The organism is Enterococcus malodoratus ATCC 43197 (genome assembly GCF_000407185.1).
Lineage (GTDB): Bacteria > Bacillota > Bacilli > Lactobacillales > Enterococcaceae > Enterococcus_A > Enterococcus_A malodoratus.
Genome location: NZ_KE136481.1, coordinates 270,939 through 283,431, shown reverse-complemented (window position 1 = coordinate 283,431; position 12,493 = coordinate 270,939). Strand labels below are relative to the sequence as shown.

Annotated in this window: 13 protein-coding genes; 11 read left to right on the top strand and 2 right to left on the bottom strand. The window is 38.7% G+C overall.

Going from position 1 to position 12,493, the window contains the following annotated elements; all coding sequences use genetic code 11:
• The first annotated feature begins 43 nt into the window (after positions 1-43).
• The 6 genes from I585_RS01300 to I585_RS01275 all read left to right on the top strand — a co-directional run bounded on the left by I585_RS01300 (position 44) and on the right by I585_RS01275 (position 5,790).
• Positions 44-589, top strand: a complete 546-nt coding sequence (locus I585_RS01300; RefSeq protein WP_010739226.1) for a DUF456 domain-containing protein — start codon at positions 44-46, stop codon at positions 587-589.
• A 92-nt stretch (positions 590-681) separates the two neighbouring features.
• Positions 682-1,605 (top strand): ribonuclease Z, encoded by a 924-nt coding sequence (rnz, locus tag I585_RS01295; RefSeq protein ID WP_010739225.1) that lies wholly within the window; start codon positions 682-684, stop codon positions 1,603-1,605.
• Positions 1,606-1,666: 61 nt separating this feature from the next.
• Positions 1,667-2,455 (top strand): SDR family NAD(P)-dependent oxidoreductase, encoded by a 789-nt coding sequence (locus I585_RS01290; RefSeq protein WP_010739224.1) that lies wholly within the window; start codon positions 1,667-1,669, stop codon positions 2,453-2,455.
• A 9-nt stretch (positions 2,456-2,464) separates the two neighbouring features.
• Positions 2,465-2,893 (top strand): LapA family protein, encoded by a 429-nt coding sequence (locus I585_RS01285; protein WP_010739223.1) that lies wholly within the window; start codon positions 2,465-2,467, stop codon positions 2,891-2,893.
• A 90-nt stretch (positions 2,894-2,983) separates the two neighbouring features.
• The gene (gene recJ / locus I585_RS01280; protein WP_010739222.1) at positions 2,984-5,263 is read left to right on the top strand and encodes a single-stranded-DNA-specific exonuclease RecJ; all 2,280 of its coding nucleotides are present in this window, start codon (positions 2,984-2,986) and stop codon (positions 5,261-5,263) included.
• Positions 5,264-5,277: 14 nt separating this feature from the next.
• Entirely contained in the window at positions 5,278-5,790 is a 513-nt protein-coding gene (locus I585_RS01275; RefSeq protein WP_010739221.1) for an adenine phosphoribosyltransferase, read from the top strand.
• 85 nt (positions 5,791-5,875) lie between these two features.
• Here the strand turns inward: I585_RS01275 and I585_RS01270 are convergent, their stop codons facing one another.
• A complete protein-coding gene (locus I585_RS01270) occupies positions 5,876-6,139 on the bottom strand; it encodes a hypothetical protein (protein WP_010739220.1) in 264 nt (87 codons plus the stop codon).
• Between the two features lie 102 nt (positions 6,140-6,241).
• Positions 6,242-6,865, bottom strand: coding sequence for a transcriptional repressor LexA (gene lexA, locus I585_RS01265; RefSeq protein ID WP_010739219.1), 624 nt, complete (start codon positions 6,863-6,865; stop codon positions 6,242-6,244).
• Between the two features lie 132 nt (positions 6,866-6,997).
• Here lexA and I585_RS01260 point away from each other — a divergent pair, with 132 nt between their 5' ends.
• The 5 genes from I585_RS01260 (at position 6,998) to nth (ending at position 12,491) form a co-directional block, all read left to right on the top strand.
• On the top strand, positions 6,998-7,240 hold the full coding sequence (locus tag I585_RS01260) for a DUF896 family protein (RefSeq protein WP_010739218.1): 243 nt from the start codon (positions 6,998-7,000) through the stop codon (positions 7,238-7,240).
• A gap of 92 nt (positions 7,241-7,332) precedes the next feature.
• Positions 7,333-9,327 carry a transketolase gene (tkt, locus tag I585_RS01255; RefSeq protein ID WP_010739217.1) on the top strand — a complete coding sequence of 665 codons (1,995 nt, stop codon included), beginning with the start codon at positions 7,333-7,335 and terminating at the stop codon, positions 9,325-9,327.
• 352 nt (positions 9,328-9,679) lie between these two features.
• Positions 9,680-11,023 carry an FAD-dependent oxidoreductase gene (locus I585_RS01250; RefSeq protein WP_010739216.1) on the top strand — a complete coding sequence of 448 codons (1,344 nt, stop codon included), beginning with the start codon at positions 9,680-9,682 and terminating at the stop codon, positions 11,021-11,023.
• Between the two features lie 111 nt (positions 11,024-11,134).
• Positions 11,135-11,845 carry a DnaD domain protein gene (locus I585_RS01245; protein ID WP_010739215.1) on the top strand — a complete coding sequence of 237 codons (711 nt, stop codon included), beginning with the start codon at positions 11,135-11,137 and terminating at the stop codon, positions 11,843-11,845.
• The gene (gene nth / locus I585_RS01240; protein WP_010739214.1) at positions 11,838-12,491 is read left to right on the top strand and encodes an endonuclease III; all 654 of its coding nucleotides are present in this window, start codon (positions 11,838-11,840) and stop codon (positions 12,489-12,491) included. Before I585_RS01245 ends, nth begins: the two co-directional genes overlap by 8 nt.
• The last annotated feature ends 2 nt before the right edge of the window (positions 12,492-12,493 follow it).

The window sequence follows — 12,493 nt, the reverse complement described above, 5'->3', positions numbered from 1 at the left end:
TTATTGCTAAACTATAATTAAAAGTACGAAGGAGCGAAAGCAAATGGAAAAACGTGTGATAATTATGAATTTCGATGTAGAGTCAAAAGCCTACGAGGCCTTTTCAAAAGCAAAACGATTGCATATGAACAAGGCATTCAAAGGAGAACAAATGGCTGTTGTGCATCATTCCGATGACGGTGAACACAAGTTTGAGATTGAGGATTTCTTAGACTTCACTGGTAGCAATAAGAGTTCTACGGGTGGTTTGATAGGCATGATGGTCGGCATCCTTGGTGGACCGGTCGGCATTTTGCTAGGATGGTTTACTGGTGGAATGATTGGGGCAACACAAGATGCGAAAGAAGTTCGTGATGCGACAGGCGTCTTTGAGTTTTTAGTTGATAAAATCGGCGAAGGCGATACTGCTCTATTATTAATTGCAGAAGAGGAAGATAACCGTCCTTTGAATCAATTAATTATGATGGATTTAGGCGGAGAAATTACACGCCTTGATTACGAAGATGTTGAAGCGGATGTAAAGAAGACACAAGAGATGGCAAAAGCTTCCAAAGAAAAGGATTCTTCGGATACTGATTCAGAAAAATAATTATACCTGAGATAATATTTTTTTTATTTAGATTGCGCAAAGTAAGACTTTCTTCTAAAATAATAATAATTCGATAGAAAGTCAGGAGAATTATGGAATTAGAATTTTTAGGAACGGGTGCAGGTGTACCCGCAAAGCATCGGAATGTTAGCGGTCTTGCGTTGAAATTGTTAGATGAACGTAATGCAATCTGGCTATTTGATTGCGGAGAAGGAACTCAGATGCAGATTTTACGTACGAATATAAGACCACGTAAAATTGAGAAGATCTTTATTTCTCATCTGCATGGAGATCATATTTTTGGCTTACCAGGTTTATTGAGCAGTCGTTCATTTCAAGGTGGAGAAGAACCAATTGAGATTTATGGACCTGCTGGTTTGGAAAACTATGTTCGAACATCTTTGCAGGTAACGAAGACTCATTTAGCTTACCCTTTACATTTTATCGAGCTAAGTGAAGGCATTATCTTTAAAGACAAGGATTTCACCGTTGAATGTATGCTTTTAGATCACGGAATTGATAGTTATGGATTTCGTATCCAAGAATCAGACCATGATGGCATGCTTCAAGTAGAGAAATTAGCAGACTTAGGAATTCCTGCCGGACCGATTTATGGGAAATTGAAGCAAGGACAAAAAGTTACGTTAGCTGATGGTCGTATAATAGATGGTGCGGACTTTGTCGGGGAAAGTAAAAAAGGGCGGATCGTAACGATTTTTGGTGATACACGATTTACTGATAGGTCTAGTCAATTTGCTAAAAATAGTGATGTTATCGTTCATGAGAGTACCTTTAATAAGAACGAAGCAAAACTTGCGCAGGCTTATTTCCATTCTACAACGCATCAAGCAGCGACAATTGCTAAAGAAGCACATGCAAAAAAATTGATGCTGACTCACATTTCTGCGAGATACCTTGCTAAAGAGGCGAAGGAATTGGAAGAAGAGGCGCAAGATATTTTTCCCAATACACAAATAGCAAAAGATTTTGATAGTATTGATGTTCCGTTCTCATAAGAATGATTAACGGTATAAGAATTTTAAGAATATATTTTCCTGATAGAAAGAGGGGAATTCGATGGATTTAACAGATAAAGTGGTCGTAGTGACTGGCGGTTCTGCTGGTTTAGGAGAGCAAATTTGCTATGAGGCAGCCAAACGTGGGGCAATTGTTGTTACCTGTGCTCGCCGGATCAATTTAATTGGTCAAGTAAAAGAACATTGTAGTGATTTAAGCGGTAAAGAAGCTTATGCATTTCAACTAGATATTTCAGATCCAGATAGCGTTGAGTCAGTGATTGAAAAAATTGCTGATGAGGTCGGTGAAGTAGATGTGTTAGTCAATAATGCCGGTTTTGGACTGTTTGATAGTTTTGTAGATTTTGATTTGAACGTCGCTAAAAACATGTTTGAAGTAAATGTGTTGGGAATGATGTATTTCACACAAAAAATTGCAATCTCAATGGTAAAAAACAAGTCTGGGCATATTTTTAATGTTGCTTCTATGGCTGGAAAAATGGCGACACCAAAATCTACCGTTTATTCTGCTACAAAATTTGCGGTACTTGGTTTTTCAAATGCGCTGCGTTTAGAATTGCGGACAGAAAATGTATATGTAACAACTATTAATCCGGGACCAATTGCAACAGAGTTCTTTGACAAAGCCGATCCAAGCGGAAGTTATTTAGATAATTTAGGTGGAGTTGTCTTAGATCCGCATAAGTTGGCAAGAACAATCGTTAATAAAATGGGCAGACCGACTCGCGAGATTAATCGACCAATCATTATGGAGGGGGCCAGTCGGTTTTATGGACTGTTTCCTCACATTGGAGATTTTCTAGCAGGTGGTCTATTTAACAGGAAGTAGGAAGACGAAATGAAAAAACAATGGAAGGTTTTTTTGGGATTCCTCTTAGTTTTGCTGATCGTGATATTTGCCCTCTCTAACAGCCAGGAGGTTCCAGTAAATTTTTTGATCAAGAAAATTTATCTATCACTGGTACTGGTTATTATTGGTTCGGCCTTGATAGGAGCGTTAGTAGTTTTATTAACTTCTGGAGCAACACTTTTCCAGCAGCGTAAAGAAATTAAGCAGTTGAAGGAAACTATTCAAAGTTTTGAAACGAACAACGAGCAAAAGTTAGCAGAAGAAAAGGCCACCTTTCAACGAGAGCAAGAAAATGAAATTGCTGTGTTGAAGGCCAATTATGAAAGCCTGTTAAAAGAAAAGGATTTAGCTTTAGCTGAGTTGGAAAGTACAGAGCCAAGAAAAAAAGAAAATCAACCAATTGATTATTATGACTAATCAAGAAGACTTTAGTTGAAAAACTAAGGTCTTCTTCTCTTTCGTGTCTCATTATTTTTTGCTATACTAATACGGTTGGGAAGTGATAAAGTGAAAAAATCAAACTTCGATTGGCAGTTCAGGGAAGCGACACCAGTTGATTCAACGTTTAAAACTGAAATGTTAAATCAAGGATATAGCGAAGCCTTTCTTAAACTTTTATGGAATCGAAATATACATACATCAGAAGAATTTTCGCAGTTAATGAAAGCTGATATTGATGATTTACATGATCCATTTTTGATGCATGACATGGATAAGGCTGTAGAACGAATTCAAGCCGCTATCATGGATGGGCAGCCGATTTTAATTTATGGTGATTATGATGCAGATGGAATTACAAGTACATCTATTATGTTAGAAACTTTAGAAATGATTGGCGCAGATGTTCATTATGTTTTACCCAATCGTTTTATTCATGGATATGGTCCAAATAAGGAACTTTTTGCAGAAAAAATCACTGAGGGAATTCAATTAATTATTACAGTGGATAATGGTGTTGCGGGAAATGAAGCGATTGATTTCGCCAATTCTCAAGGAGTGGATGTGATTGTCACTGATCACCATGAGATGCCGCCAGTTTTACCAGATGCCTATTGTATCGTTCATCCTCGCCATCCGGAGGGTCATTATCCTTTTGGAGAGTTGGCTGGCGCCGGCGTGGCTTTCAAATTAGCTACGGCGTTATTAGAAGAAGTTCCACTAGAAATGTTAGATCTAGTAACGATCGGTACTGTTGCGGATCTAGTTTCCATGACTGGAGAAAATCGTAATCTTGTTAAATTAGGCTTACAGGCAATCAAACAAACGCAACGACTAGGCTTACTAGAATTGTTAAAAGTCAGCAGCGTTGAGCTGCAAAAAGTTGACGAGACAAGTATCGGTTTCAGTTTAGGCCCAAGGTTAAACGCGATTGGACGTCTAGGTGATCCAAATCCGGCCGTTGAATTGATGACAACTTTCGATGAAACTATTGCTCATAATTTAGCGGAAAAGCTGAATCAGATCAATGATGAACGAAAAAAAATTGTACAAGATACGACGACTGAAGCCTCCTCTTTAGTCAATCCAGCAGACGCAGTTCATCTGATTGCGGCGGAAGGGTGGAATCCCGGTGTCTTAGGGATCGTGGCTGGGAATATTTTAAAGCAAACTGGAAAACCAACTATCATTTTATCTATTGATGAAAATGGCGTTGCCAAAGGATCGGGTAGAAGTATTGAGGCATTGGATCTATTCAGTATGCTAAACACAATGCGATCGGAGTTTACACACTTCGGAGGACATGCAGCTGCTGTCGGACTAACCATGCCAGCTGAGAATATTGCTAACTTACGGCAAATGATGAACGATTATATTTCGGCAGAGCAGATTGATCTGACAAAAGGGTCCGGATTGTTGATTGATGAGGCACTGTCATTATCAGTAATTAACTTAAAATTTGTCGAAGAATTGAAAAAGCTCGCTCCGTTTGGAACAGATAATCCGGCTCCTCATTTTTTAGTAGATGGTGGAGTCAGCTTCTTCAAGCGTATCGGTAGTGATCAGCAGCATGTCAAATTCTCATTGAAAAATGATGAGGGGAAATTGGATGCAATCGGCTTTGGCTTTGGAGCAGAAGGAGAAGAGATTCAGCAACCGGATACTCAGTTTGTTGGAGATTTAGAAATCAACGAATGGAATGGCCAGAAAAAGGTTCAATTACGTTTAATTGATTTTGCTTCGGATGGAATGCAGGTGATCGATCGTCGGGCAAAATATACTTGGAATCAAAAAATCGAAAGTGGAAATGTGTTGTATTTAGCTTTTGAAGAAAAAAGTCAAAATCTATTTGCTAAGGAATTAGAGCAGCCAATTACTTTATATAATGAGGCTATCTCTTGGTCCGACTTTGACCAGTTAGTTGTCCTTGATTGCCCGGATCAAAAAGAACTGCTAAAGAATATTTCTATCTCGGGAAGGTTTGAACGAATCTATTTGTACCTATATAGTCCAGATGAAGCATATTTAAATGGTCTACCTAGTCGCGATCAATTTACCAAACTGTATCAATTTTTCCAAAAACAGCCACGAGTAGATATTCGGTTTAAACTAAAAAATGTTTCAAATTACTTAAGAATTCCAGAAAAATTATTAGTATTCATGATTCACGTGTTTTCTGAGCTGAAATTTGTTACAATAAACGACGGCGTTTTACAAATGGTCGAGTCTCCCGAGACACGGGCTTTTGAAGAGAGTAAGATTTATCAAAAACGCATGGCTCGAATTGATAGCGAAGAGTTTTTATTAATGAATGATATTGAAACTATTAGAAATTGGCTGAAAGGCTAGGAGGAACAACCAACATGAACTTGAAAGACTACATTGCTAGTATTCCAGATTATCCAAAGGAAGGGATCGTCTTTCGCGATATTTCGCCACTGATGGCTGATGGTGATGCATATCGTGAAGCGACAAAGCAAATTGTAAATTACGCAAAAGAAAAACAAATAGATATGGTCGTTGGACCAGAGGCTCGGGGCTTCATCGTAGGATGTCCAGTGGCATTTGAATTAGGGCTAGGTTTTGCACCTGTTCGTAAACCAGGTAAATTACCTCGTGAAGTAATTGAAGTCGAATACGAAAAAGAGTATGGAACAGATACATTAACAATTCATAGCGATGCTATTAATCCTGGTCAACGTGTACTGATTACCGATGATTTATTAGCTACCGGTGGAACGATCAAAGCGACGATCGAACTTGTTGAACAACTCGGCGGTATTGTTGTGGGGTGTGCGTTCTTGATCGAATTGGAAGAGTTGCACGGCCGTGACAAAATCCAAGGATATGATATTTTAACTTTAATGGATTATTAATCAGTGAGCTGGAGAAAAATCTCCAGCTTTTTTCTATGCACAAAAAAACTGCTAGAATGATATCTAGCAGTTCAGAGTAGTATTTTTAAGCAGACTTGTGATAATGATGATCATAAGTCACGTAATAGAAATCTTCGGCTGGTTCTTTATAGTAATGTTCTTCTTCAATATCTTCTTCGTATTCATGTTCAGCGTAATGCTGAGCATATTTACGTTCATCCCATAACATGAACCAAACAAGGAACAACCCAGAAAAAATGACGATCGTGGCTAGGGATCCCAACTTGCCAATCAATAAACCAAGCAACAAAACTGCGATAATTAAACCAAATCTTCTTACTGCTTTCATCAATAATCACTCCTAATAAATACGCGAACGTGTGTTTGTATACCCATTATACGAATGTTTGTTCGTTTTGTAAAGAAAAAAATAATCGGAAGTGAATTCCGATTAATAAATATGGTTACGGTACAATCCGACAACTTTCCCAAGAATGGATACATTATCAAATATCAAAGGTGCTAACTCATCATTTTCTGGCTGAAGACGGATATGATCGGCTTCACGATAGAATCTTTTACAAGTAGCCTCGTTTTCATCAGTCATCGCGATCACGATTTCGCCATTCGTAGCTGATGATTGTTTTCTAACAATGACGTGATCCCCATCATAAATGCCTGCGTTAATCATACTTTCTCCGCGAATCGTCAGCATAAACAGACTGCCTTCTTCACTGGAAAGATCCGGAGGAACCGGGAAAAAGTCTGAAGCCTCTTCGACTGCTAAAATCGGCTCACCAGCAGTAACGACTCCTAACATAGGAATAACTTGCGGAGTTGCTCCAATTTTTTCTAAACCAGTAATGGTCAATTCAATAGCTCTCGGCTTTGTTGGATCACGTAAAATCCAACCTTTTTTCTCTAATCTGGATAAATGGCCATGAACTGTGGAAGTAGATGAAAGATTCACAGCTTCTCCGATTTCTCTGACAGTGGGTGGGTAACCTTTATTTTCAACGCGTTCATGAATGAAACGTAAAACTTCTAATTGTTTTGTTTCCGTTCTTTTTGCCAATGCCCGCACCTTCTTTCGTTTTTTTTAGTGTAGCATAATCATTCAAACAAATCAAACAAGCGTTCGTATTTGTTTGTACTTTCAACTTACTAATTTTTATGTATAATTAGAAAGGGAAAAGAGGTGCTCAAGATGATTAACGATGAAACAATTGCACGAATCAACGAGTTGGCTAAAAAAAAGAAAACTGTTGGCTTAACAGACGCTGAAGCGCACGAGCAGAAAGTTTTGCGGGAAGAATATATCTCTTCATTCCGCAGCGGAATGCGTCATCATATCGAAGGGATGAAAGTCGTTGATCCTGAAGGCAATGATGTCACTCCAGAAAAATTGAAAAAAATCCAAAAGAAAAAAGGATTACATAATAGAAAGTAAATCTTTTGATGGTAAGTGATTGAAATGTCAAAATAAATCGGTTACAATGAATCTGTAATTAAAGTATTTATGACCAAAAAGGAGGAACTATTTTGTTCGACAAAATCGATCAACTAGGTGTAAACACAATCAGAACGTTAAGTATTGAGGCAATTCAAAAAGCAAACTCAGGTCATCCAGGTCTACCAATGGGTGCAGCTCCAATGGCATATGCTCTATGGACAAAGCATTTGAATATCAATCCAGCGACTTCATTAAACTGGCCAAACCGTGACCGTTTTATTCTATCTGCAGGACATGGTTCAGCAATGCTTTACAGCTTGTTGCATCTTGCAGGTTATCAAGTAACTATTGACGATTTAAAAAACTTCCGTCAATGGGAAAGTAAAACTCCAGGTCATCCCGAGTATCATCACACAGATGGTGTGGAAGCTACTTCAGGTCCTTTAGGTCAAGGTATTTCAACTTCAGTTGGGATGGCAATGGCTGAGGCGCATTTAGCAGCAACTTATAACCGGGACAGCTTTAACGTTATGGATCATTACACATATGCATTATGTGGCGATGGTGATTTAATGGAAGGTGTTTCTGGCGAAGCTAGTTCAATGGCTGGTCATATGAAATTGGGTAAATTAATCGTATTATACGATTCAAATGATATTTCATTAGACGGACCAACATCAAAAGCTTTCACTGAAAATGTTGGTGCTCGTTACGAGGCCTATGGCTGGCAACATATTTTGGTTAAAGATGGGAACGACTTAGAAGCGATCTCTAAGGCAATCGATGAGGCAAAAGCTGAGACAGATAAACCATCATTGATTGAAATTAAAACAGTTATTGGTTTCGGTTCACCCAAAGAAGGGACATCAGCAGTTCATGGGGCACCTCTAGGACAAGATGGAATTGATGTTGCTAAAACTGTATATGGTTGGGAATATCCTGACTTCACTGTTCCAGAAGAAGTTGCAAAACGTTTCAAAGAAGAAATTAATGATAAAGGTGCTAAAACAGAAACTGAATGGGATGCAATGTTTAAAAACTACGAAAATGCTCATCCTGATTTAGCTAAGCAATTTAAAATGGCCTTTGCTGGCGAGTTACCAGAAAATTGGGAAGAAGCATTACCTGTTTATGAAGATGGAACTGCACAAGCAAGCCGTGTATCAAGTAAAGATGCTATCCAGGAAATTGCTAAAGTTGTTCCAAACATCTGGGGCGGATCAGCCGATTTATCTGGCTCAAACAACACAACAATTGCTGACGAAGCAGAATTCCAACCTGGTTCTTATGAAGGACGTAACATTTGGTTCGGTGTTCGCGAGTTCGCAATGGCAAGTGCGATGAATGGGATTCATCTACATGGCGGTACACGCGTTTACGGTGGAACATTCTTTGTATTCACTGATTACTTGCGTCCTGCTGTTCGGATGTCTGCGATTCAAGGATTGCCAGTTGTCTATGTGTTAACACATGATTCTGTAGCTGTTGGGGAAGATGGACCAACTCATGAACCAATTGAACAATTGGCCAGCGTTCGCTGCATGCCGAATGTTCAAGTCATTCGGCCAGCCGATGGCAATGAAACTTCTGCTGCATGGATTCAAGCACTTGAAACAACAAACAAACCAACAATTTTAGTGTTAAGTCGTCAAAACTTACCAGTTTTACCAAACAGTAAAAACATGGCTAAAGATGGTGTTGCTAAGGGCGGATACGTAATTTCTAAAGCTGAATCTGATACACCAGAAGGTATTTTGATTGCGACTGGTTCTGAAGTGAACTTGGCTGTTCAAGCTCAAAAAGAATTGAAAGCCCAAGGTAAAGATGTTTCTGTAGTTTCGCTTCCAAGCTTCGATCTGTTTGAAGCTCAAGACGAAGCTTACAAAGAATCTGTTTTACCAAAAGCAGTGGCAAAACGTGTAGCAATCGAAGCTGCTTCACCATTCGGTTGGGAACGTTACATTGGATCAGAAGGCACGATGATCGGAATTGATCACTTCGGTGCATCAGCACCTGGCGATTATGTCTTAGAACAATTTGGTTTTACTGTTGAAAATGTAGTCAATAAATTTAACGAATTATAATCTTTATAAAGTTGAGAAGGGAGACCTTCTCAACTTTTTTTGTTACGGAGTTTACATAGAAGAATCAAGCAAATAGAGTATCAGGAAAATCAAACAGGTCACACAAAACGGTGATAAATACACTTCTAGCCTTCGTAATTGGCATAAACTTAGTCGATATAATTCAACAAATGAAGTATACATAACATGGAACTGTGAAACTAATTCTTAATCGCGCTTACAAATTATCGCTAAGAGAAATAAAAATGATTATCTGTGAGCAAATCAATTTGGACAGAATTTAAATTCTGTTATACTATCCTTGTGCAAAAGATTGCAAACAAAAAGACGTTTAAACGAAAGAGGGACAACCATGAAAGTAGTAGTAGTAGGATGTACACATGCCGGTACCGCAGCCGTTAAAAATATTTTAACAAACCACCCAGATGCAGAAGTAACAGTCTTTGAACGGAATGACAACGTTTCTTTCTTATCTTGTGGAATCGCTTTATATGTAGGAGGAGTCGTAAAAGATCCAGCAGGATTGTTTTATTCTAATCCTGAGGAACTAGCTTCTCTAGGTGCAAAAGTTAACATGGAACACGACGTTACAAACATTGATACAGAAGCCAAAGAAGTCACTGCAAAAGATCTAAAAACGAATGAAGAAAAAGTTGTTTCTTACGATAAATTAGTAGTGACAACAGGTTCTTGGCCGATTATTCCGCCAATTAAAGGAATCGAATCAAAAAATGTTTTATTATGCAAAAACTATAACCAAGCAAATGTAATTATTGAACAAGCGAAAGATGCGAAAAAAATCGTTGTTGTCGGTGGCGGCTACATCGGAATTGAATTGGTAGAAGCTTTTGCTGAAACAGGCAAACAAGTTACATTGATCGATGGGTTATCAAGAATTTTAAACAAATACTTAGACGAACCATTCACAAATCTATTAGAAAAAGAACTGGTAGATCACGGTGTTACGTTAGCATTAGGTGAAAATGTTAATGAATTTGTTGCTGATGAATCTGGAACTGTAACCAAAGTTGTCACTGCCAGTCAGGAATTTGATGCTGACATGTTAATTTTATGTGTTGGTTTCCGTCCAAACACAGATTTATTGAAGGGCAAAGTTGATATGCTGCCAAGCGGTGCTATCAAAGTGAATGATTACATGCAATCAAGTGATCCTGACATTTTCTCGGCAGGCGATTCTACAGTTGTTCATTACAACCCAACCGGTAAAGATCAATACATTCCATTAGCTACGAATGCTGTCCGTCAAGGAATGCTAGTTGGGCAAAACTTAGTTGAACAAAAAGTAAAATATCGAGGAACACAAGGAACATCAGGTCTTTACTTATTTGGCTGGACGATCGGATCAACTGGTTTGACAAAAGAAAGTGCAGCTCTGAATGACTTAGATGTAAATGTAACAGTGATTGAGGATAACTATCGTCCTGAATTCATGCCAACGACAGAAAAAGTTCTAATGGAAATCGTTTCAGAAAAAGGAACGAATAAAATTTTGGGTGCACAATTCTTATCAAAATACGATATCACTCAATCAGCGAACACTTTGTCGGTAGCCATTCAAAACGAAATGACTTTAGAAGATTTGGCATTGCAAGATTTCTTCTTCCAACCACACTTTGATCGTCCTTGGAATTACTTGAATATCTTGGCTCAAGCAGCATTAGCAGAAGCAGAATAAAGTTAAAACAGGAGGGATGACCTCCTGTTTTTTTGTTGCTTAATAACTATTTCGTAGTATTGGACTTCCTGTTTTTTTAGTGTAAACTAAAATGGGAACGGAGGATTTTGAATGATTTCACTAAAAGATTATCTAGCAGGCGGCGAGACCACGATCTCGAATCTGTTATTACAAAACTATACAAAACTTGGCTTGAACACAAATGAATTTATGTTGTGGCTTCAGCTTTATGCAGCTCATCAAGCAGGGGAGGATTTTCCAGATCTGACTTTGATTGCTAGAAATATGGGTAGCACGACGGAGAAAACATACGATTTACTGAACAATCTTGTTGAGAAGGATTTCGTTGCACTAGAAACGGCATTGGACGAACAGGGCAGACAGAGCGATCGCTACGATTTGCTTCCGGCATTTGAAAAATTGGCGATGTTAAAGGAGCAAGAGCGTTTTGAGGTAGAGGAAAAAAATGATTTAGCTGCGCAGAAAAAAATGCTGCGTTCATTGGAACAAGAATTCGGACGTCCATTATCACCGATTGAATATCAAAAAATCGGTTATTGGCTTAATGAGGATCATTACGCTCCCGCACTTATCGAATTAGCCTTGCAAGAGGCGGTCTTGAATCAAGCATATAACTTCAAATACATTGAGACGGTTCTGCAAAGTTGGGAAAAGAAGAATATCCGATCAAAGGCCCAAGTAGAAGAGGAACAGCGTCGTCGGAAACAAATTTTATTACAAAAAGAAGAGCAAAATCAATCTGAAGAACTTCCGAAGGTTTCTTTATATAACTGGTTAGAGAGGAAAGATTCCGATGCTTAATAAAGAAATGACGATGGAGGCCCTCAATCGAATGTATCAAATGTTTCCTGATGCTGTTGGCGAGTTGCATTCTGAATCTCCTTTTCAACTATTAATTGCAGTCATTTTGAGTGCACAAGCCACGGATGTATCGGTTAATAAAGCGACACCAGCACTTTTTGCAGTTTATCCGACACCAGAGGCAATGGCTCAAGCTCCGATGGAAGATCTTATCGCGAAAATCAAAACAATCGGTCTGTATCGTAATAAGGCTAAGAATATCAAAGCGTGTGCACAAATGCTGTTAGAAAATTATGGCGGGAGTGTTCCGACAACTCGAGAAGAGCTGATTAAACTGCCTGGTGTCGGACGTAAGACAGCAAATGTAGTACTTGGAGATGCTTTTGGGGTTCCCGCAATTGCGGTAGATACTCATGTTGAGCGCGTAACGAAACGTTTGCGAATCTGTAAATTAAGCGCATCAGTGACCGAGGTAGAGGCCACATTGATGCGAAAAATACCGAAAGAATTATGGGTCAAGAGTCATCATACGCTAATTTTCTTTGGTCGCTATCACTGTACAGCACGGGCGCCAAAGTGTGATATTTGCCCTTTGCTGGATATGTGCCAAGATGGAAAAGACAGATTAAAAGCCGCTCGAAAATAATT

Excerpts from the sequence above, each read along its gene's own strand:
- I585_RS01300 (WP_010739226.1), top strand. The coding sequence starts at position 44 with ATGGAAAAACGTGTGATAATTATGAATTTCGATGTAGAGTCAAAAGCC.
- rnz (WP_010739225.1), top strand. The coding sequence starts at position 682 with ATGGAATTAGAATTTTTAGGAACGGGTGCAGGTGTACCCGCAAAGCAT.
- I585_RS01290 (WP_010739224.1), top strand. The coding sequence starts at position 1,667 with ATGGATTTAACAGATAAAGTGGTCGTAGTGACTGGCGGTTCTGCTGGT.
- I585_RS01285 (WP_010739223.1), top strand. The coding sequence starts at position 2,465 with ATGAAAAAACAATGGAAGGTTTTTTTGGGATTCCTCTTAGTTTTGCTG.
- I585_RS01275 (WP_010739221.1), top strand. The coding sequence starts at position 5,278 with ATGAACTTGAAAGACTACATTGCTAGTATTCCAGATTATCCAAAGGAA.
- I585_RS01270 (WP_010739220.1), bottom strand. The coding sequence starts at position 6,139 with ATGAAAGCAGTAAGAAGATTTGGTTTAATTATCGCAGTTTTGTTGCTT.
- I585_RS01260 (WP_010739218.1), top strand. The coding sequence starts at position 6,998 with ATGATTAACGATGAAACAATTGCACGAATCAACGAGTTGGCTAAAAAA.
- I585_RS01250 (WP_010739216.1), top strand. The coding sequence starts at position 9,680 with ATGAAAGTAGTAGTAGTAGGATGTACACATGCCGGTACCGCAGCCGTT.
- I585_RS01245 (WP_010739215.1), top strand. The coding sequence starts at position 11,135 with ATGATTTCACTAAAAGATTATCTAGCAGGCGGCGAGACCACGATCTCG.
- nth (WP_010739214.1), top strand. The coding sequence starts at position 11,838 with ATGCTTAATAAAGAAATGACGATGGAGGCCCTCAATCGAATGTATCAA.